Source organism: Novosphingobium nitrogenifigens DSM 19370, assembly GCF_000192575.1.
Classification (GTDB): Bacteria; Pseudomonadota; Alphaproteobacteria; order Sphingomonadales; family Sphingomonadaceae; genus Novosphingobium; species Novosphingobium nitrogenifigens.
Genome location: NZ_GL876933.1, coordinates 109,125 through 129,019, shown reverse-complemented (window position 1 = coordinate 129,019; position 19,895 = coordinate 109,125). Strand labels below are relative to the sequence as shown.

The following is a 19,895-nucleotide window of genomic DNA, read 5'->3' as shown; positions in this document are numbered from 1 at the left end:
GTTCAGGGTGTCATCCGCCGGTGCCGCCGACGGTCAGCCCTTCGACCAGCAGCGAGGGCTGGCCGACACCGGCAGGCACGCTCTGCCCGCCCTTGCCACAGATGCCGACGCCTTCGTCGAGGGCGAGGTCGTTGCCGATGCCCACCACCCGCGTCAGCACGGTCGGGCCGTCGCCGATCAGGGTCGCACCCTTGATCGGGGCGCCGAGCTTGCCGTTCTCGACGCGATAGGCCTCGGTGCAGGTGAACACGAACTTGCCGCTGGTGATGTCGACCTGGCCGCCGCCGAACGACTTGGCGAAAATGCCGTTCTTCACGCGCGAGAGCAGTTCGGCAGGATCGTCGTTGCCTGCGCGCATGAACGTGTTGGTCATGCGCGGCATCGGTGCATGGGCATAGTTTTCGCGCCGCCCGTTGCCGGTGGGTTCGACGCCCATCAGGCGCGCGTTGAGGCGGTCCTGCATATAGCCCTTGAGGATGCCGTCCTCGATCAGCACGTTTTCCTGCGTCGGCGTGCCTTCGTCGTCGATCGAGAGCGAGCCGCGTCGTGCGCCGCCGTGATCGCTCGAAAGCGTGCCGTCGTCGACCACGGTCACGCCCGGTGCCGCGACGCGCTGGCCGATGCGGCCGGAAAAGGCGCTGGTGCCCTTGCGGTTGAAATCGCCTTCGAGACCATGTCCGACTGCCTCGTGCAGCAGCACGCCGGGCCAGCCGGGGCCGAGCAGGACTGTCATTTCACCCGCCGGCGCGGCAACCGATTCGAGATTGACCAGCGCCTGCGCCAGAGCGGTGTCGATGGCGCGGTTCCACGTTTCGGGCTGGAACAGGTCGTCATAGAGGCGGCGACCGCCGATGCCGAAGCTGCCGGTTTCACGTCGCCCATTTGATTCGGCGACGATCGAGACGTTGAGGCGCACCAAGGGGCGCACGTCCTGCGCCAGGAAACCGTCGGCGCGGACGATTTCGATCACGGACCAGCTTGCCGAAAGCGAGGCCGAGACCTGAACCACGCGGGGGTCGCGGGCGCGGGCCGCCGCGTCGATGGTTTCGAGCAGGCGGACCTTCGCTTCGAACGGCACGCCGTCGAGCGGCGAGGCATCGGTATAGAGGTGGCGGTTGCTGGAGCGCGGGGCGAGAGCGGGTTGCCCCTTGGCCGGGTCGAGCAGCTTGAGTGTTTCGCCCGCACGCGCAATCGCGGCGGCGGAAATCTCGTTGGCATGGGCAAAGCCGGTCATTTCGCCCGACACCCCGCGCAGGCCAAAGCCCGCGTCGCGCGAATAATCTGCGGTCTTCAACCGGCCATCGTCGAAGCCGAAGCTCTCGCTGGCGATGAATTGCAGATAGAGTTCGCCGTCGTCGCAGGCGCCGAGCGCAGCGGCGGTAAGGCGACGGGCATCATCCGGCGTCAGCAGGCCGGGACGATAGAGCAGCGAGCGGGGATCGGGCGTGTCGGTCATTGTCCCGACATATAGGCGCGCAAACCCCGTCTTGCCAATCGGAACGGCCTAAAGAGAACAGGCCGACGAGGATGGTGTCAGGCGGCCTTGTTCGCTTCGGGGTCGGCGGGGCCGCCCTTCAGCACGAAGCGACGGTCGCAATAACCGCACTCGGCATAACCCTTTTCGTCGATTTCCAGCCAGACGCGGGGATGGCCGAGCGCCGAGGCGCTGAAACCGCCGGTGGAACGGATGTCGCCGGCGCCATCGCACCAGACGCGGGCCGTGGTGGTGTAGGTCGTTTCAGGGACTTTGGTCATGAACGGTCGCCTAGCAAATGCCGCCCCCGGGGACAAGCCGCAGGTCATGATGCAAAAGTCGCGGGTGCATTCCTTGTTGCCCCTTTTGGCGTGGAAGCGTTGCTCTTGCCGCACACTCTTTACCTTGCGGGCGGGGCAGGGCAGGAGAGGCGCCATGGAACAGACCCCCGCCATTCGCATCCGCGATCTCGTCAAGCGTTATGCCCCGGCCGGTTCAGGCGAAGGCAAGCTGGCATTGGGCGGTGTCAGTTTCGACGTGCCGCGCGGGCAGGTCTTCGGTCTTCTCGGGCCCAATGGCGCGGGCAAGTCGACCTTGATCAACACGCTTGCGGGCATGGTGATGAAGACCTCGGGCACGATCGAGATCTGGGGCCATGATATCGACCGCGACCGCCGCGATGCCAAGGCATCGATCGGCATCGTGCCGCAGGAAGTGGTGTTCGATCCCTTTTTCACGCCGATCGAGGTGCTGGAGATCCAGGCCGGGCTTTATGGCGTGCCCAAGGCGCAGCGGCGTTCGATGGAATTGCTCAAGGCGGTCCATCTCGACGACAAGGCCCACGCCTATGCCCGCTCGCTGTCGGGCGGGATGCGGCGGCGCCTGTTGATCGCCAAGGCCATGGTGCATCGCCCCCCCGTACTGGTGCTCGACGAGCCGACCGCCGGGGTGGACGTCGAATTGCGGCGCCAGTTGTGGGAACTCGTGCGCGAGTTGAACGATGAAGGGGTGACGGTGGTTTTGACCACCCATTACCTCGAGGAAGCCGAGCAGTTGTGCGATCGCATCGCGATCATCAATCACGGGCAGCTCATCGCCAACAAGCCGACGCGCGAATTGCTCGACATGGCGCGTGAAAAGATTGTCGTGCTGACGCTCGATCGCGATATCGATACCGCGCCGCAGCACGAATTGTTCCGGCGCAGCGAAGTGCTGGGCGATCGTCGGATCGAAATTGCTTATGACAAGGATCGCATGAACGCCGGGCAGGTGCTCGGGCTCGTCCATGAACTGGGATTGGGCATCGTCGATGTGTCGACGCGGGAAGCGGATCTGGAAGATGTCTTCGTGGCGCTGACGTCTTCCGGGCGGTCATCCTGACAATGCCTGTCGGCACTTCCGGGGCTTGATCCCGGAGTGTCTGCCCCTGCAGCGTGAATCCCGACTTTATGGAGCCTGACGGTCCCCTCACCCGAATTCTTCCTTCGCTTTCCGAGCGAAGTGTTTCGGGCACCAGGCCATGCGCGATCGGGCGGGGCGGGGATCAGTCGTTTTCCTCGATCTGATCGGGTGTGCCCCAGATCGAATTGGTGGTGCTGCTCTTGCTCAGGCGCCACCCGCCTTTGGGCTTCCGGAGAATCGGTTTTCCGCAATCCTTGCAATGGGAAACGTAATGGAAACCATTCCAATGCACGGATTCCCGTCGTGGCTGATGTCTGTTTATCAGGCAGCCGAATGGGTTCAGGTACATAGTTAGAGCTCCCGTTGTCTGGTGAGCAAATCATGTACCATCTCCTTAGTATAAATACGAATCTAAACTCGAATTCGTCTGCGTATGATTTTTTGTCATGAATGGAATTTCGCTTCTCTGTGTGTCGTTGTTCTCCCCTTCTTGCCAGACGGGGGGATGGGGCATGGGTTTTGCGACGGTCATGCGACGAATGTCTGGCCAATTGCGGAAAAGGTAGCGGGGCGGGCGAACGGGGTTGCGGTCGAGGGGGGTGAGGGACTAGCAAGCGCCCGTGCCATCCGATGGCACCTGCGCTGTTCTTGCCGGGATCCGGGGAATTGACCGAACACGACGTATTGATAATCGGCTCTGGCGCCGCGGGTCTGACCGCCGCGCTTGTTCTGGCGGAAAAATGCCGGGTCCTCGTTCTGGCCAAGGGCGCGCTTGACGGCGGTTCGACCGCGTGGGCGCAAGGCGGGATTGCCGCCGTGCTCGACGAGGGCGACACCTTCGAGGATCACATCCGCGATACCATGATCGCCGGGGCCGGGCTCAATCGGCGCGAGACGGTCGAATTCGTGGTCGAGCATGCGCCCGAAGCGATCCGGCGTCTGGTCGATCTCGGCGTGCCCTTCAACGAAGAGGCTGGCGCGCTTCATCTCACCCGCGAAGGCGGGCATTCCCATCGCCGGATCGTCCACGTCAACGACGCCACCGGCTATGCCGTGCAGGAAGCCCTGATCAAGGCGGCGCGGGCCCATCCCAACATCACGCTGCGGCCCGACATGGTCGCGATCGATCTCGTGACCGATCGTCACCGCACCGATGTCAAGGCGGGCGGCGAGCGTCGGGTCTGGGGTGTCTATGCGCTCGATGCGCGCACCGGCAAGGTCGAATGCTTTTCCGCCCGCGCGACGGTCCTGGCGACCGGTGGGGCGGGGCGCACCTATCTGTTCAGCACCGCGCCGCGCGGGGCGACGGGCGACGGCATCGCCATGGCCTGGCGGGCCGGGGCACGGGTGTCGAACATGGAATTCATGCAATTCCACCCGACCTGTCTCTACAATCTCGACGTGAAGAACTTCCTCATCACCGAGGCAGTGCGCGGCGAAGGCGGGCATCTCAAGCTGCCGACGACGGGCGAGCGGTTCATGCCCCGTTTCGATCCGCGCGAGGAACTGGCGCCGCGCGACATCGTCGCCCGCGCGATCGACCACGAGATCAAGCGTCTCGGGCTCGATTACGTGCATCTCGACATCAGTCACAAGGACCCCGAATTCGTCCGGGGCCACTTCCCCAATATCTACGAGCGCCTGCTCGCGCTCGGGATTGATATGACGAAGGAACCGATCCCGGTCGTCCCGGCACAGCACTACACCTGTGGCGGGGTTCTGGTCGATCTGGCCGGGCGGACCGACCTCGGCGGGCTCTATGCGGTCGGGGAATGTTCGGAAAGCGGCCTGCACGGGGCCAATCGCCTCGCTTCGAACAGTCTGCTCGAATGCTTCGTGTTCGGGGATTCGGCGGCGCGCGACATTCTCGCGCGCTGGGACGAATTCGAGGCGCCGCCGCCCTTGCGCCCGTGGGACGCGAGCCGGGTGACCGATTCCGACGAGGAAGTCGTCATCAAGCAGAACTGGACCGAACTGCGCCGCTTCATGTGGAACTATGTCGGCATCGTCCGGACCAACAAGCGTCTGGAGCGTGCGGCCCATCGCATCAAGCTGCTCAAGAACGAAGTGAACGACTATTACGGTAATTTCCGCGTGACGGCCGACCTGATCGAGTTGCGCAATCTGCTCCAGACGGCCGAATTGATCGTCAAGAGCGCGCGGGCCCGGCGCGAGAGCCGGGGGCTGCACTACAATCGCGATTACCCCGCGACCCAGCCTGCGGCACGCGACACCATCCTGGTTCCGAACTGAGCGCTGCGGGAGAGGTCCCTCTCCCGCGCCTTCAGAAATGCCGGCCGATGAAGATCAGCAGCATCGCCCCGATCACCGAGGCGATGCAGCCCGCACGGCTGAGCCCCTCGCTGAAAGGGCGGCCATCGCGCCAGCTGGCCGCGAAACCCGCGACAAGTGAACCGCCGATGCCAAGGAGGATCGTGTGGCCCAGTCCCATCGGAATGGCGGCGGGATAGAAGAAGCGTGCCGCAATGCCGATCAGGAGGCCGCCAAGGACAAGCGAGACGATGTTCAGCATGGCCGATTGGTTTCCTGTCTGGTGCCGCCCCTCGACGGGGGCGGGAAAGCGTGGCGGGGAAGGGGGTGGGGGATGTTTTTCCCGCTATGGAACACCCGCCGTGGATAAGCGGGATGTGGGGGCTGGACAGCCTGATTGTCCACAGGATCGTGCCTCGGCGCAAATTTAATTCACGCGTCTGCGATTGGTGCTTGAACTGCTGCTGAACCCACGCGTCGCTGCGCTGCACAATGACTGTCATGACGACGAAACGAATCGTACGTGCGACGAATCGAATCGCCCTTCGGAGTGTTACCCCCTTGCCTCTGACACCGGTTTGGGCACTATAGGTTGTGGTCGCACAGAACGGGGACCTCAAGACCTAGTTGCAGAGGACGCACGTAGCAAAAGCGTGCGGAACAGCGCGAACTCCCAGGGTTTCAGCGCTGAATTGCCTTGTCTGCAGCAGGCAGGAGCCCCGCTGGCCGCAAATATTTTCACGGTTTGTTCCGGCGCCTGTTACTATCGGTGACAGATGGCGAGTCGGGAGGGGCATGACTGGCGATAGAGCGGTTGGCCCCGATGGGGTCGATGTTCTTGATACGGTTCGCGTCGCGGCTGTCAGGCCTCTCGGGAGGTCGGCGCGCGGCATCAAGGTTCTTGCGCCCGATCTGTGCCGAAATGCGCGGAAGGGCATCGAAAATTCGGGGATTTGGCGTGGATTTCAGGACTGGGGACAGCGTTGCGGCAGACGGCTCGCTTGATCTGGACGAAGGAGCGACCGGGAACGGTGGCGTCCCCGATGTGAAGAAGGCGGTTGGAATGGCTGTGAAGGATGAAGGTAGCGAAGCATTGGTGGCAGCGCTTGCAGGTGGCGTGAAGGCCGCCTCGCGCGTCGAGGATTCCAAGGCCGTTCATCCCCGCCGTTTCGATGTGCGCACCGATCCCTCGCGCGACGCGCTGCTGACCGCGTTCGGCAAGGAAACGCTCGACGACCGCTATCTCCTGCCCGGCGAAACCTATCAGGATCTCTTTGCGCGCGTTGCCGATGCCTATGCCGACGACGCCGGCCATGCGCAGCGTCTCTACGACTATATCTCGCGCCTGTGGTTCATGCCTGCGACCCCGGTTCTGTCGAACGGCGGCACGGGACGCGGTCTTCCGATCTCGTGCTACCTGAACTCGGTCGAGGACAGCCTTGAAGGCATCGTCGCCACCTGGAACGAGAACGTGTGGCTGGCCGCGCGCGGCGGCGGCATCGGCACCTATTGGGGCAAGGTCCGCGGGATCGGTGAAAGCGTCGGGCTCAACGGCAAGACCAGCGGCATCATCCCCTTCGTGCGCGTGATGGACAGCCTGACGCTCGCGATTTCGCAAGGGTCGCTGCGTCGCGGTTCGGCGGCCTGCTATCTCGACATCTCGCACCCGGAAATCGAGGAGTTCCTCGAAATCCGCAAGACCAGCGGCGACTTCAACCGCAAGGCGCTCAATCTCCACCACGGTGTCCTGCTGACCGACGAGTTCATGCAGGCGGTCCGTGACGGGACCGAGTTCGATCTCAAGAGCCCCAAGGACGGTTCGGTGCGCGGTCGCCTCAATGCGCGTGCGCTGTTCCAGAAGCTGGTCGAAGTGCGGCTTGCGACCGGCGAACCCTACATCGTGTTCTCGGACACCGTGAACCGCACGATGCCCAAGCATCACCGCGATCTCGGCCTCATGGTCTCGACCTCGAACCTGTGCTCGGAAATCACGCTTCCGACCGGACGCGATCATCTGGGCAACGACCGTACGGCGGTGTGCTGCCTGTCCTCGCTCAATCTCGAAACCTGGGAAGAGTGGCACGAGGACAAGCTGTTCATCGAGGACGTGCTGCGTTTCCTCGACAACGTGCTCCAGGACTTCATCGAACGGGCGCCCGACGAAATGGCCCGTGCCAAGTATTCGGCCGCGCGCGAGCGGTCGGTCGGCATGGGCGTCATGGGCTTCCACTCGTTCCTGCAGAAAAAGAGCATCGCCTTTGAAAGCGCGATGGCCAAGGCGTGGAACCTCAAGATGTTCCGCCACATCGCCGCGCGTGCGGACGAAGCCTCGCTTTTGCTGGCGCAGGAACGTGGGCCTTGCCCCGATGCTGCCGACATGGGCGTGATGCAGCGTTTCTCGTGCAAGATGGCGATCGCGCCGACCGCGTCGATCTCGATCATCTGCGGCGGCACGTCGGCCTGTATCGAACCGATCCCGGCGAACATTTATACCCACAAGACGCTGTCGGGTTCGTTCGTCGTCAAGAATCCCTATCTGGAAAAGCTGCTCAAGGAAAAGTCGAAGGATTCCACCAATGTGTGGAACTCGATCCTCGAGCGCGGCGGCTCGGTCCAGCATCTCGATTTCCTCACTCCCGAGGAAAAAGCCGTCTACAAGACCAGCTTCGAAATCGACCAGCGCTGGTTGCTCGAATTTGCGGCCGATCGCACGCCCTATATCGACCAGGCGCAGTCGCTCAATCTCTACATCCCGGCCGACGTCGACAAGTGGGACTTGCTCATGCTCCACTTCCAGGCGTGGGAAAAGGGCATCAAGTCGCTCTACTATCTCCGCTCGAAGTCGGTGCAGCGCGCCGGGTTTGCCGGTGGCGTTGAAGCCGACAACACGCCGGCAGCGCCGGTGATCGAACTTGAAGCCCGTCAGACCGACTACGAGGAATGTCTCGCCTGCCAGTAAGGCGGCGCGGTCTTTCGACAGGGCGATGACGGCGGTGGATCGGCCGCCGCCCCGGCTGTGTGCCGGGGCGGGCGCCGGAGCTTTGGGCCAGAACGGATAGTACGAGCCATGCATGCGGCACGCGGACAATTCGGGACAAATTGCGGCTTGAACGGCCGCTTTGTCATCGGCACAGCCGATCCGGTTTGCACGCGCGCTCCGACCCCGGCTGGCGTTGCGAGCAATTCGCAATCTTACGAGGTGGGACCTTATCATGCGCAAGTGGCACCGCTGGCTTTCGGTGTTTTTCGCCGTTTTTCTGCTCTGGATCGCCGTGACCGGTGTGCTCAGCCAGATCTTGCCGCTGATGGGCGGCGGGGAAGGGCCACGTCCGCAGGCCGCTGCTGCGCAAGCAGGGGGCAAACCCGCGTTCGTCTGTCCGCCCGACTATACGTGCCGTCCCAAGCCGCAGGGCGGCGCCCGCTCGCTGATCGGGCTGGTGCACCATCTTCATTCCGGGGAAACCTTCGGCCCGGTCGGCGTGCTGATCGGCACGCTGTCGGGCTTCGCCATGGTTTTCTTCAGCTTTTCCGGGCTGTGGCTCTACATTCAGATGTGGCGCAATCGCAAGAATCGCAATCTGAAGCCCGGCTGGTTCTGGAAGTAAGCCTTTCGGCGGCGCGAGTCGCCGGAAGCCCATCGTCATACGGCCCGTCCGGCGTTCGCGCCGGGCGGGCCTTTGCCGTGTCCGTCATTGCGGACGCGTGCGCTATCCAATCCTGATATTACGCGAATTTCGGAGTCCGTTGCCATGCCTCTTCTCGAAGCCCGCAAGACCTACAAGCCGTTCGAATATCCGTGGGCCTATGAGTTCTGGAAGCGGCAGCAGCAGGTCCACTGGATGCCTGAAGAAGTGCCGCTGGGCGAGGATTGCCGCGACTGGGCGCAGAAGATCAGCGACCATGAACGCAACCTGCTGACGCAGATCTTCCGCTTCTTCACCCAGGCCGACGTCGAGGTGCAGGACTGCTATCACGAAAAGTACGGTCGCGTGTTCAAGCCGACCGAAGTGAAGATGATGCTGGCGGCGTTTTCCAACATGGAAACGATCCACATCGCGGCCTATTCGCACCTCCTCGACACTATCGGCATGCCCGAAAGCGAATACGGCATGTTCCTCGAATACGAGGAAATGAAGGCCAAGCACGACTACATGCAGCTGTTCGGGGTCGATAGCGACGAGGATATCGCCCGTACACTGGCGATGTTCGGCGGCTTCACCGAAGGTCTCCAGCTGTTTGCCTCGTTCGCGATGCTGATGAATTTCCCCCGCTTCAACAAGATGAAGGGCATGGGGCAGATCGTCAGCTGGTCGGTGCGTGACGAAACGCTGCACTGCGAAGGCATCACGCGCCTGTTCCAGGCATTCGTGCAGGAACGCGACTGCATGACCAAGGCCGTGCGCGAAGACATCATCGACTGCTGCCAGAAGACCGTGCGCCTCGAAGACGCCTTCATCGACCTGGCGTTCGAGCAAGGGCCGGTTCCGGGCATGAGCGCCAAGGAAATCAAGCGCTACATCCGTTACATCGCCGACTGGCGGCTCGGCCAGCTCGGGTTCCAGCCGATCTACATGATCGAGGAACACCCGCTGCCCTGGCTGACCCCGCTGCTCAACGGTGTGGAACACGCCAACTTCTTCGAAACCCGCGCCACCGAATATTCGAAGGCGGCAACGCGCGGGAACTGGAACGATGTCTGGTCCTCGTTCGACAGCCGTCGCAAGGCCAAGAACAGCGCCGAAGCGGACGATGAAGGGGACAATGCCCCCGACATGTTCAACGCGGCCGGGATTCCCGCCGAATAATCACGAACGGCCGCATGGCTGACGAAAAAGGCCCGGTTCGCATCGCACGGACCGGGCCTTTTTCATGTCGGCAGAGGCGAAGGATCAGGCCGCGCGGGCGATCCGGGCATTGCGGCGGCGCCAGACGAGACCGGCAAGGCCAAGGCCGAGCAGGCCGACCATGCCCGGTTCGGGAACCGAAGTACCCCCGCTGGTCGACGAGGTGGACGAAGTCGTGCTCGAACTGCCCGGATCGGAGGGCAGGCTATAGCCGCCGGCATAAGTGCCGATATGCATTTCCCCGTCCTGGGTCAGGCTGCCGAAGACCGCGGACCCCTGAATGTAATTGTAGGTCGTCGCATTGGCGAGCGGGGCCAGCACCGAACCGCCCCACGCCGTCGTCAGGGTCAGGTTGGTGGCATTGGGGAAATTCCAGATCACGTGCTGGCCCAGATTGTTGGTGCCGCCCAGAAAGTTCTGGTTGAGCGTGATGGGATCGCCTGTGACATTGACGATGACGGTGTCCGCGCCGTTCGTGTTGAACTGAATCGCGCTCATTTTCGAGAGGTCGGCGGCGGTCAGGTTGAACACCGCGGTGCCGCCCGAACCGGCCTGCGCGGTGAATACCCCCGTGCTGCCGCTCAGCGAGACCGTGCTGGTGCTTGCCTGCGTCGACAACTGGTACGACAGTTCCTTCATGCTGGTGCTCATGAGGCTGCCGTACTGGGTCAGGTTCTGGGTAAAGGCCGGATTGGTGGCGCCAAGGTTCGACGTCACCGTGTTCTGGTTGACGTTGGTATTGCTGATCGTGCCGCCGACCTGGACGGTCTGGGTCGCACCGTTGAGATTGAACCCGCTCGACACGTTGCCGCCGACGACCGCGCCCGATCCGTTGTTGAGGTTCTTGGTGCCGCCGGTAACATCGCCGACCACGGTCAGGCCCGGAACCGTGTAGGTCGTGGCCGGAACGGACGAGGAAATCAGGTAGTTCGACGAATTGCCGGTCAGATTGCCGCCAACGAACGTGCGCCCTTCGACTTCCGAGGAGGAGGTGAGGTTGCCGAGCACGACGAGATTGTACGTGCGCAAGGCATCAAGGCCCGAAGGTTCCGACGAAGCCCAGGCCGGTACGGCAATGGAAACGGCGGCAAGCGCCAGCAAGGCCCGTGCGCGATGTGAAAAGTTCATAAACCAGCCCCGGTTCAACAGATTTACCAAGGCTGTTGGCCGGAACTGGCTGAAGGTAAAGGTTAAAAGTGGTTCGAGGCGATCGGGCGCATAAACCGTCCCGTTTCGGGACCGAACCAAGGGCAATCGTTACTGTTCGGGGGATGCCCGGCGCCGTTGGTCATCGGATGGAAAGGGACCTGCGCGAATCGGAAACGCGCAGGTCGATTTCGATCAGACGTCGAGATTGGCGACGTTGAGGGCGTTTTCCTGAATGAACTCGCGGCGCGGTTCGACGACGTCGCCCATCAGGCGAGTGAGGATTTCGTCGGTGACATCCGCGTCCTCGATCTTCACCTGCAAGAGCAAACGGTTGTCCGGGTCGAGCGTCGTTTCCCAGAGCTGTTCCGCGTTCATTTCGCCCAGACCTTTATAGCGCTGGATCGACAGGCCCTTGCGTCCGGTGGCAAAGACCGCCTCGACCAGCTGCGAAGGCCGGGTGATGATTTCGGCAGAGCTGTCGCCGCGACGGGTTGCGGGTGCGGTTTCCTCTTCCTCGGCGGCGGGGGTGGTTTCGACCGGCTCGGCAGGGGCGCTGCCCGCGCGGGCAAGGCGTGCGGTCCCGGCGTAGACGTCGGCGTTCTCGGCGGCGAGGCGGGCCAGCTTGCGGGCTTCCTGGCTGACGAGGAAGCCGCCTTCGATGACGTGGTGATCGGTCACCCCGCGCCACAGGCGCTGGATGTGATAGCCGCCTTCGGCAGCAATTCCGGCCGACCAGCGCGCTTCGGGATCGCCCCGGTTGAGCCACTCCGCCGTCCTGGCCAGCGCGGCTTCACGGCCGGGGGTGTCGAGTTCGGGATCGAGCGCACCGGCGAGCGCCAGTGCCTCGATGATCGAGGGATTGTAGCGCCGGGGAACGAACGCCATGAGATCGCGCAGCTTGAGCGCGTGATCGACCAGCGCGCGCAAGTCGCTGCCCATGCGGGCCCCGCCCGAACTTTCGAGCACGCGGCCCGAGAGCCCCGCTTCGACGAGGTAGTTGTCGAGCGCGGCATTGTCCTTGAGGTAGACTTCGCTGCGGCCCTTGGCGACCTTGTACAACGGCGGCTGGGCGATGAAGAGATGGCCCTGCTTGACGATCTCGGGCAACTGGCGGTGGAAGAACGTCAGCAGCAGCGTGCGGATGTGGGCGCCGTCGACGTCGGCGTCGGTCATGATGACGATCTTGTGGTAGCGCAGCTTGTCGAGATTGAACTCATCGCGAATGCCGGTGCCCATCGCCTGGATCAGCGTGCCGACTTCCTTGGACGAGATGATGCGGTCAAAGCGCGCGCGCTCGACGTTCAGGATCTTGCCCTTGAGCGGCAGGATCGCTTGGGTCTTGCGGTCGCGACCTTGCTTGGCCGAACCGCCTGCCGAGTCCCCTTCGACCAGGAACAGTTCGCACTTGGACGGATCGCGTTCCTGGCAGTCCGCGAGCTTGCCGGGCAGGCTGGCGATGTCCATCGCGCCCTTGCGCCGGGTCAGTTCGCGTGCCTTGCGGGCCGCTTCGCGGGCGGCGGCGGCGTCGATGACTTTCTGGATCACCGAGCGGGCATGGGCCGGGTTTTCCTCCAGCCACTCGTTCATCTTGTCCGCCATCAGGCTTTCGAGCGGCTGACGGACTTCGGAGCTGACCAGCTTGTCCTTGGTCTGGCTCGAGAACTTGGGATCGGGCAACTTGACCGAGACGATCGCGGTCAGGCCTTCGCGCATGTCGTCGCCCGACAGCGCCACCTTTTCCTTTTTGAGCAGGCCCGAGCGTTCGGCATAGCCGTTGATCGTGCGGGTCAGCGCGGCGCGGAACGCGGCAAGGTGTGTGCCGCCATCACGCTGCGGAATGTTGTTGGTGAAGCACAGGACGTTTTCGTAATAGCTGTCGTTCCACTGCAGGGCGACATCAATGCCGATGCCGTCGCGGTCGGCGCTGATCGCGATGGGATCGGGGATCAGCGGCAGCTTGTTGCGGTCGAGGTATTTGACGAAAGCCCCGATGCCGCCTTCGTAATAGAGATCGTGTTCCTTGACCTCTTCGCGGCGCTTGTCGCGCAAGAGGATGCGCACGCCCGAATTGAGGAAGGCCAGCTCGCGATAGCGGTGCTCGAGCTTGTCGAAATCGTATTCGGTGACGTTCTTGAACGTCTCGTGGCTGGCAAAAAAGGTGACGCGCGTGCCCTTCTTGGGCTTGCCGCCGACGATCGGGGCTTCGCCGCGCACGATCAGCGGGGCGACCGGATCGCCGTGGGCAAAGCGCATCCAGTGCTCCTTGCCTTCGCGCCAGATGGTCAGTTCAAGCCATTCCGACAGGGCGTTGACGACCGAGACACCCACACCGTGAAGACCGCCCGACACCTTATAGGCGTTGTCGTCGCTGGTGTTCTCGAACTTCCCGCCCGCGTGGAGCTGGGTCATGATGACTTCGGCGGCCGACACCCCTTCCTCGGAGTGGATGTCGGTCGGAATCCCGCGTCCGTTGTCCTCGACCGAAACCGACCCGTCGGGGTTGATTTCAATCAGGACGAGATCGCAATGCCCGGCCAGCGCTTCGTCGATGGCGTTGTCGGAGACTTCGAAGACCATGTGATGCAGGCCCGACCCGTCATCGGTGTCGCCGATGTACATGCCGGGGCGTTTGCGTACGGCATCAAGACCCTTGAGGACCTTGATCGAGTCTGCGCCATAGGAATTTGCGTTGGGGGTAATGTCGCCGGTTGCCATCTCTCCGCCATAGCATTCCCCCGCAAAAACCCAAGCGAATCCGCCCCGTTTTGCACAGGGTCCAACCCTGATTGCGGTGGGGTGAGGCAGGCTTGGCGCTTGGCGGTTGCGCAAGGCGCAAAAGCTGCGCACAACAGCCCGGTCTTTTCCCTGTTTGCGACGGAATTTCATGGGCCTGCCGCACCTTCGTCTTGTCCTGCCAGCCGTGCTGGGGCTCGTCCTGGGGCAGCCCGCGACGGCGGCGGCCGACGGCAACGAAGCGGCATTTCGCGAAACCTATCGCGAACTGGTCGAGACCGACACCACGCTGGCTCATGGCAGTTGCACGCTCGCGGCGCAGAAAGTGGCGGCCCGGCTGCGAGCGGCGGGGTTTCCCGAGGATCGCCTGATCCCCTTTGCCGCGCCCGATCATCCGCAGGAAGGCGGGCTTGTCGCGATCTGGCCTGGCACTTCGGCTTCGGCCCGGCCGTTGCTGCTCCTTGCCCATATCGACGTGGTCGAGGCCCGCCGCGCCGACTGGACCCGCGATCCCTTCACCCTGGTCGAGGAAGGGGGCTATTTCTATGGACGCGGCACGCTCGACGACAAGGCGATGGCGGCGGTCTTCGTCGATGCCATGGCGGGATTCGCCCGGACCCGCGCGCGACCCAAACGCACGATCAAGCTGGCACTGACTTGCGGCGAGGAAACCAACGGGGCGTTCAACGGCGCGCAATGGCTGGCGGAGAACAAGCGCGAGTTGATCGACGCGGCTTTCGCTCTCAACGAAGGGGGCGGGGGCAAGACTGACGGCAAGCCGGTCGCCGCCGGGGGGCGTGTCCTTACGCAGGGGATCGAGGTCGGCGAAAAGACTTTCGCCAGTTTCCGGATCGAAACCCGCAATCGCGGCGGGCACAGTTCAGCGCCGCGTCCCGACAACGCGATCTATCAGCTCGCCCATGCGCTCGACCGCGTGGAGGGTTATACTTTCCCGGTCGAATTCACCGACACGACCCGCGTCTATTTCCGGACTGTGGGCAAGGCCCGTGGCGACGCGCTGGGCAAGGCCATGGTCGCGCTGGCGCAGGATCCCGCTGACCGGGATGCGTTGTGGACGGTCGATACCGACGCCTTTCTTCACGCCAATATCCGCACGACTTGTGTCGCAACGATGATCGACGGGGGACACGCTCCCAAAGCCCTGCCGCAGCGGGCCGGGGCGACCGTCAATTGCCGCATCTTCCCCGGCCATGGCGTCGAGGAGATCGGCAAAACGCTCGAACGCGTGATCGGCGATCCTGAAGTGGCGGTGACCGCGCTTGGCCCCTTGCGTCCGACGCCGCCGCCTCCGCCGCTTGACGCCAGCGTGATCGATCCCGCGAGACGTCTGGTCGCGCGCTATTTTCCGGGCGTTCCGCTCGTTCCCTCGATGGCCAACGGCTATACCGACGCGACGTTCCTGATGGCGGCGGGCATTCCGACTTATGGCGTGCCGGGGTTCTGGGCCGATCCCGACGGCAACGGGGTCCACGGGCTCAACGAACGGATCGAGGTGCGCGCGCTGATGACGGGCCGTGCCTTTCTCGACGATCTCATCCGGGCATATGCCTTCTGATCGGCTGAAACGTAATTCAATGGGGAGCAAACGATGATGGGCAAATGGGTGTGGGCCGGTGCTGCGGCCATCCTGGCGGGAACCGCTCTGGCGGGGAGTGCGATGGCGGCTTCCGATCCGACCGAGCCGGCCTTTCGCGCGACGTACAAGGAACTGATCGAGACCAACACGTCGATTTCGGCGGGCAGCTGCACGCTCGCGGCCGAGCGCATGGCCGGACGGCTCAAGGCGGCCGGTTTCGCCGACGATCAGATCACCCTGTTTGCGAGCGCAGAGCATCCCAAGGAAGGCGGCCTCGTTGCGGTCCTGCCCGGCACGTCGAAAGCGGCCAAGCCCATCCTGCTGCTCGCCCATCTCGATGTCGTCGAAGCCCACCGCGAGGACTGGACCCGCGATCCTTTCACCCTGATCGAGGAAGGCGGCTATTTCTACGGACGCGGCACGCTTGATGACAAGGCGATGGCGGCCGTCTGGGTCGATACCATGGCGCGGCTCAAGGCCGGTAACGTCAAGCTGCGCCGCACGCTCAAGCTGGCCCTGACCTGCGGGGAGGAAACCACCGGCGCCTTCAACGGCGCGGAATGGCTGGCCGCGAACAAGCGCGACCTGATCGATGCCGAATTCGCTCTCAACGAAGGCGGCGGCGGGCGCACCAACGGCAAGGGCGTGAGCGAAGGCGGCCATGTCGTCGCGTTGAGCGTGCAGGTCGGGGAAAAGGCCGCGCAGGACTATCGCGTCGAAACCCGCAATCCGGGCGGACACAGCTCGATCCCGGTCAAGGACAATGCCATCTACGAATTGTCCGATGCGCTGATCCGCCTGCGCGATCAGGATTTTCCGGCCGAACTCAGCGACACGACCCGTGCCTTTTTCGGCAAGGCCGGGCTGATCTATCCCGGTGCCATCGGACAGGCGATGCAGGCCGTCGCCAAGGCTGCACCCGGCAGCGAGGATTTCACCAAGGCGGTCGCCCTGCTCGACAATGACCGCACGTTCCATTCGATGCTGCGCACGACCTGCGTCGCCACCCGGCTCGATGGTGGCCACGCCAACAACGCCTTGCCGCAGCGGGCGGGCGCGATCGTCAATTGCCGGATTTTCCCCGGCCACAGCACCGAAGAGGTGCGGCTCGACCTTGCGCGGATCTTCGCCGATCCCAAGCTGACCGTGACCGCGGTTCCCCCGATCCGGCCGATCGCCAAGGCGCCGCCGCTCGATCCGAAAGTGATCGCGCCGATCGACACGCTTGCCGCGCGCTATTTCCCCGGTGTTCCGGTGGTGCCGACGATGTCCACCGGCGCCACCGACGGCATTTTCCTCGAAGCGGTCGGCATCCCGACTTATGGCATGCCCGGGATCTGGGCCAACCCGGACCTCAATGGCATTCACGGGCTCAACGAACGGCTCGAAGTGGCTTCGCTGATGAAGGGGCGCGCGTTCCTTTACGATCTCGTCCAGGCCTACGCCCGCTGAGGCACCGGGCGATGAAGCCTTTTCAGCCGGCTATCGCTTCCGACCAACTCGACCGGGCGGCGCGGGATTACCGCGCCACCGGGCGAGTGCGCATCGAACCGGTGCTCGTTGCCGCCGAGGCCGATGCGCTGGCGACTTCGCTCGGCGACGAGGCGCCCTGGACGCGTGTGCTCAACCAGGGGGACAAAGTCTGGGACCTCGATCGGGCGGGGCTGGAAAGTCTCGGGCCCGAACGCCGCGCGGCTCTGGTCGAAGCCGTGCACGGGCAGGCGCGCGAGGGGTTCCAGTTCCTGTACGACAGCGTGCGCGTGTCGGAAGAGGCGGCAAAGCGGCGCGAACGGGGCCTGCCGGTCGATCGCCTGCTCGACGCGCTCAACAGTCCGGCCTGGCTGGATGTCTTTCGCACGCTGACCGGGGAGCCGGGCATCCGCATGGTCGACGGACAGGCGACGCGGTTCCTGCCGGGGCATTTCCTGACGTCGCATGACGACAATGTCGCGGGCAAGAACCGCGTGGCGGCCTATATCCTGTCGCTGACGCCGCGCTGGCGGATCGAATGGGGCGGGCTGCTGACGTTTCATGATGACGCGGGCGACGTCGACCTTGCGCTGTCCCCGCGTTTCAACGCGATCCATCTCCTGCGCGTGCCGCAAGTCCATTCGGTGTCGAGCGTCGCACCTTTCGCCGGGGTGCCGCGTGTCTCCGTCACCGGATGGTTGCGGCGGTGAGGGTGTTTGTGCCCTTCTTTCACGCGACTTGTCCTGATGGGGCTTGACGAAGGACTCGCAGATGTGGTGCAAACTTCGCATGCGTCATGAAGTGGTCATGCGAATACCTCATGCCTCCCCTTGCGGGAGCAGACGGGCTTTCGCGTCAGATGGCCGGCCCGGAGCATGCTTCATAAGGCGTTGATAGAAAGGGCGGCTTCGGCCAGGCCCAACAGCGGCGACGCCGTCGCCGGTATACATGCTGATCGTTCCCATGGCGGCCGCTATATCGCCGATGCCGGGTTCGCCAATCACGCCAGCAGCCGCCATCTTTCCAATTGCCCGGCCTTGGTACTGAATGCGGACTACACTCCGCTTTCCTATTATCCGTTGAGCCTGTGGCCGTGGCAGACCGCGATCAAGGCGGTCTTCCTCGAACGCGTCGACATCATCGCGACGTATGAGCGCGAAGTGCACAGCCCTTCGCTCGACATGAGGATCCCCTCGGTGATCGCGCTGCGCCAATATGTGCGGCCGAGCGAGTTTCCGGCGTTCACCCGTTTCAACCTGTTCCTGCGCGACCGGTTCATGTGCCAGTATTGCGGCAGCCATGAACACCTGACGTTCGACCACGTGGTGCCGCGTCGTCTGGGCGGGCGCACGACCTGGGAAAACGTCTCCACCGCCTGCGCTCCGTGCAACATGCGCAAGGGCGGGCGCACGCCCGAACAGGCGGCGATGCGCCTGATCGAGGAACCGATCCGCCCGACCACCTGGCAATTGCAGGAAAAGGGCCGCGCGTTCCCCCCAAACTATCTCCACTCAAGCTGGCGCGACTGGCTCTATTGGGACGTCGAGCTCGAAGGGTAGGGAACCGGAAGGGTAGGCCCCGCGCAAAGTCCCGGCCTCTTCCTTACGCGTCGGGATCGAGATGGAGGCCCCGGCGTCCCTGTTCGGGGGTGTCGTGGGGCGGGATCGCGGGTTCGGCGTCGGGGTCGAGCGGGATCTGCAACATGCCTTCCCACTTGGTGATGACGGCGGTGGCGACGGCGTTGCCCACGACATTGGTGGCGGTGCGGCCCATGTCGAGGAACGTGTCGACGCCCAGCAGCAGGGCGATGCCTTCGACCGGAAGGCCGAACTGGGTCAGCGTCGCTGCAATCACGACGAGGCTGGCGCGCGGAACCCCGGCAATCCCCTTGGACGAGATCATCAGCGTCAACAGCATGGCCACCTGCTGTCCGGACGAAAGCGGGATAGCATAGGCCTGCGCAATGAACATCGTCGCAAAGCTCGTGTACATCATCGAGCCGTCGAGATTGAAGGAATAGCCCAGCGGCAGGACGAAGCCGGAAATGCGGCGCGGCACCCCGAACCGGTCGAGCGCGTCGAACAGGCGCGGCAGCGCGCTTTCCGAACTGGCGGTCGAATAGGCAAGCAGGAGCGGTTCGCGTACATAGCGCGCGAGCAGCCAGGCCCGCCGCCCGAGAAACACGCTGCCGACCGTGAACAGGATCACCCACAGGAGCAGGAGCCCGCCGTAGAATTCGGCGACGAAAACCCCGTAGGTCACGATGATGCCAAGGCCCCGCGTTGCGATGACCGAGGCCATGGCCCCGAACACCGCCAGTGGCGCAGCGCGCATGACATAGCCGGTCATGGTCAGCATGACTTCGACCAGAGCCTCGGCCCCGCGCACCAGCGGCGCGCCCGCTTCGCCGATTGCCGAGAGTGCGACCCCGGCGAACAGAGAGAAAACGAGAATCTGCAGCACGTTGTTCTGTGCCATCGCGTCGATGACGCTGGTCGGGAACACGCCGAGCACGAAATGGCGCAAAGTGAAATCGGCGGTGGCAAGCTCTCCCACCGGCGTGGTGGCGGCGAAATGCAATCCGTGTCCCGGCTGGAACAGATTGACGAGCAGCAGTCCGAGACCGATCGACACGAAGCTGGCCGTCACGAACCAGGCCAGCGCCCGCCCGCCGATGCGCCCGAGCGCGCTGCTGTCGCCCATCGAGGCGATCCCCGTGACCAGCGTCGCGAAGATCAGCGGCGCGATGATCATCTTGATCAGGCGCAGGAACACTTCGGGCAAGAGCTTGAGCGTGTCGGCGATGTCGGTCAGCGACTTCGACCCGGCCGGAAAGGCGTGGTTGAGCACGGTGCCCAGCACGATCCCCGCGACCATGCCGATCAGAATGAACAAAGTCAGGCGTCGCGCCACGGTCGATTGTCTCCCCACACCTATCGTGGGAAGCACCCTAACG

Annotated in this window: 15 protein-coding genes; 9 read left to right on the top strand and 6 right to left on the bottom strand. The window is 63.8% G+C overall.

Annotated elements, in window-relative coordinates; all coding sequences use genetic code 11:
* Positions 1 to 10 precede the first annotated feature (10 nt).
* The gene (tldD, locus tag Y88_RS10600; protein WP_008069042.1) at positions 11 to 1,456 is read right to left on the bottom strand and encodes a metalloprotease TldD; all 1,446 of its coding nucleotides are present in this window, start codon (positions 1,454 to 1,456) and stop codon (positions 11 to 13) included.
* 77 nt (positions 1,457 to 1,533) lie between these two features.
* A complete protein-coding gene (locus Y88_RS10595; RefSeq protein ID WP_008069041.1) occupies positions 1,534 to 1,755 on the bottom strand; it encodes a zinc-finger domain-containing protein in 222 nt (73 codons plus the stop codon).
* Between the two features lie 154 nt (positions 1,756 to 1,909).
* Between Y88_RS10595 and Y88_RS10590 the strand changes: the two genes are divergently transcribed.
* Complete coding sequence (locus Y88_RS10590; protein ID WP_008069040.1) at positions 1,910 to 2,854, top strand: ABC transporter ATP-binding protein; 945 nt, start codon at positions 1,910 to 1,912, stop codon at positions 2,852 to 2,854.
* 651 nt (positions 2,855 to 3,505) lie between these two features.
* Positions 3,506 to 5,128, top strand: a complete 1,623-nt coding sequence (gene nadB / locus Y88_RS10585) for an L-aspartate oxidase (protein ID WP_008069037.1) — start codon at positions 3,506 to 3,508, stop codon at positions 5,126 to 5,128.
* Between the two features lie 31 nt (positions 5,129 to 5,159).
* Here nadB and Y88_RS10580 read toward each other — a convergent pair whose 3' ends face one another.
* Positions 5,160 to 5,408, bottom strand: coding sequence for a GlsB/YeaQ/YmgE family stress response membrane protein (locus tag Y88_RS10580; protein WP_008069035.1), 249 nt, complete (start codon positions 5,406 to 5,408; stop codon positions 5,160 to 5,162).
* 696 nt (positions 5,409 to 6,104) lie between these two features.
* On the opposite strand from Y88_RS10580, the gene Y88_RS10575 reads away from it, so the two are divergent.
* The 3 genes from Y88_RS10575 to Y88_RS10565 all read left to right on the top strand — a co-directional run bounded on the left by Y88_RS10575 (position 6,105) and on the right by Y88_RS10565 (position 9,951).
* Positions 6,105 to 8,105: a ribonucleoside-diphosphate reductase subunit alpha gene (locus tag Y88_RS10575; RefSeq protein ID WP_018075670.1), complete on the top strand. Its 2,001-nt coding sequence runs from the start codon at positions 6,105 to 6,107 to the stop codon at positions 8,103 to 8,105.
* A 160-nt stretch (positions 8,106 to 8,265) separates the two neighbouring features.
* Entirely contained in the window at positions 8,266 to 8,751 is a 486-nt protein-coding gene (locus tag Y88_RS10570) for a PepSY domain-containing protein (protein ID WP_332306348.1), read from the top strand.
* Positions 8,752 to 8,895: 144 nt separating this feature from the next.
* Positions 8,896 to 9,951: a ribonucleotide-diphosphate reductase subunit beta gene (locus Y88_RS10565; RefSeq protein WP_008069022.1), complete on the top strand. Its 1,056-nt coding sequence runs from the start codon at positions 8,896 to 8,898 to the stop codon at positions 9,949 to 9,951.
* 84 nt (positions 9,952 to 10,035) lie between these two features.
* On the opposite strand, the gene Y88_RS10560 is transcribed toward Y88_RS10565, so the two are convergent.
* Positions 10,036 to 11,118: a choice-of-anchor A family protein gene (locus Y88_RS10560; RefSeq protein WP_008069020.1), complete on the bottom strand. Its 1,083-nt coding sequence runs from the start codon at positions 11,116 to 11,118 to the stop codon at positions 10,036 to 10,038.
* A gap of 213 nt (positions 11,119 to 11,331) precedes the next feature.
* On the bottom strand, positions 11,332 to 13,854 hold the full coding sequence (gyrB, locus tag Y88_RS10555) for a DNA topoisomerase (ATP-hydrolyzing) subunit B (protein ID WP_008069018.1): 2,523 nt from the start codon (positions 13,852 to 13,854) through the stop codon (positions 11,332 to 11,334).
* Positions 13,855 to 14,023: 169 nt separating this feature from the next.
* On the opposite strand from gyrB, the gene Y88_RS10550 reads away from it, so the two are divergent.
* The 4 genes from Y88_RS10550 (at position 14,024) to Y88_RS10535 (ending at position 18,498) form a co-directional block, all read left to right on the top strand.
* Positions 14,024 to 15,448, top strand: a complete 1,425-nt coding sequence (locus Y88_RS10550; protein ID WP_008069016.1) for a M20/M25/M40 family metallo-hydrolase — start codon at positions 14,024 to 14,026, stop codon at positions 15,446 to 15,448.
* 33 nt (positions 15,449 to 15,481) lie between these two features.
* A complete protein-coding gene (locus Y88_RS10545) occupies positions 15,482 to 16,921 on the top strand; it encodes a M20/M25/M40 family metallo-hydrolase (protein ID WP_008069014.1) in 1,440 nt (479 codons plus the stop codon).
* An 11-nt stretch (positions 16,922 to 16,932) separates the two neighbouring features.
* Entirely contained in the window at positions 16,933 to 17,649 is a 717-nt protein-coding gene (locus Y88_RS10540; protein ID WP_018075668.1) for a 2OG-Fe(II) oxygenase, read from the top strand.
* Positions 17,650 to 17,814: 165 nt separating this feature from the next.
* Complete coding sequence (locus tag Y88_RS10535) at positions 17,815 to 18,498, top strand: HNH endonuclease (RefSeq protein ID WP_008069012.1); 684 nt, start codon at positions 17,815 to 17,817, stop codon at positions 18,496 to 18,498.
* A 43-nt stretch (positions 18,499 to 18,541) separates the two neighbouring features.
* Here the strand turns inward: Y88_RS10535 and Y88_RS10530 are convergent, their stop codons facing one another.
* Complete coding sequence (locus Y88_RS10530) at positions 18,542 to 19,852, bottom strand: dicarboxylate/amino acid:cation symporter (RefSeq protein WP_018075667.1); 1,311 nt, start codon at positions 19,850 to 19,852, stop codon at positions 18,542 to 18,544.
* Between the last annotated feature and the right edge of the window lie 43 nt (positions 19,853 to 19,895).

Coding starts and splice junctions, on each gene's coding strand:
- Y88_RS10580 (WP_008069035.1), bottom strand. CDS start 5,408: ATGCTGAACATCGTCTCGCTTGTCCTTGGCGGCCTCCTGATCGGCATT.
- nadB (WP_008069037.1), top strand. CDS start 3,506: ATGGCACCTGCGCTGTTCTTGCCGGGATCCGGGGAATTGACCGAACAC.
- Y88_RS10590 (WP_008069040.1), top strand. CDS start 1,910: ATGGAACAGACCCCCGCCATTCGCATCCGCGATCTCGTCAAGCGTTAT.
- Y88_RS10595 (WP_008069041.1), bottom strand. CDS start 1,755: ATGACCAAAGTCCCTGAAACGACCTACACCACCACGGCCCGCGTCTGG.
- tldD (WP_008069042.1), bottom strand. CDS start 1,456: ATGACCGACACGCCCGATCCCCGCTCGCTGCTCTATCGTCCCGGCCTG.
- Y88_RS10535 (WP_008069012.1), top strand. CDS start 17,815: ATGCTTCATAAGGCGTTGATAGAAAGGGCGGCTTCGGCCAGGCCCAAC.
- Y88_RS10565 (WP_008069022.1), top strand. CDS start 8,896: ATGCCTCTTCTCGAAGCCCGCAAGACCTACAAGCCGTTCGAATATCCG.
- Y88_RS10545 (WP_008069014.1), top strand. CDS start 15,482: ATGATGGGCAAATGGGTGTGGGCCGGTGCTGCGGCCATCCTGGCGGGA.
- gyrB (WP_008069018.1), bottom strand. CDS start 13,854: ATGGCAACCGGCGACATTACCCCCAACGCAAATTCCTATGGCGCAGAC.
- Y88_RS10550 (WP_008069016.1), top strand. CDS start 14,024: ATGGGCCTGCCGCACCTTCGTCTTGTCCTGCCAGCCGTGCTGGGGCTC.
- Y88_RS10560 (WP_008069020.1), bottom strand. CDS start 11,118: ATGAACTTTTCACATCGCGCACGGGCCTTGCTGGCGCTTGCCGCCGTT.
- Y88_RS10540 (WP_018075668.1), top strand. CDS start 16,933: ATGAAGCCTTTTCAGCCGGCTATCGCTTCCGACCAACTCGACCGGGCG.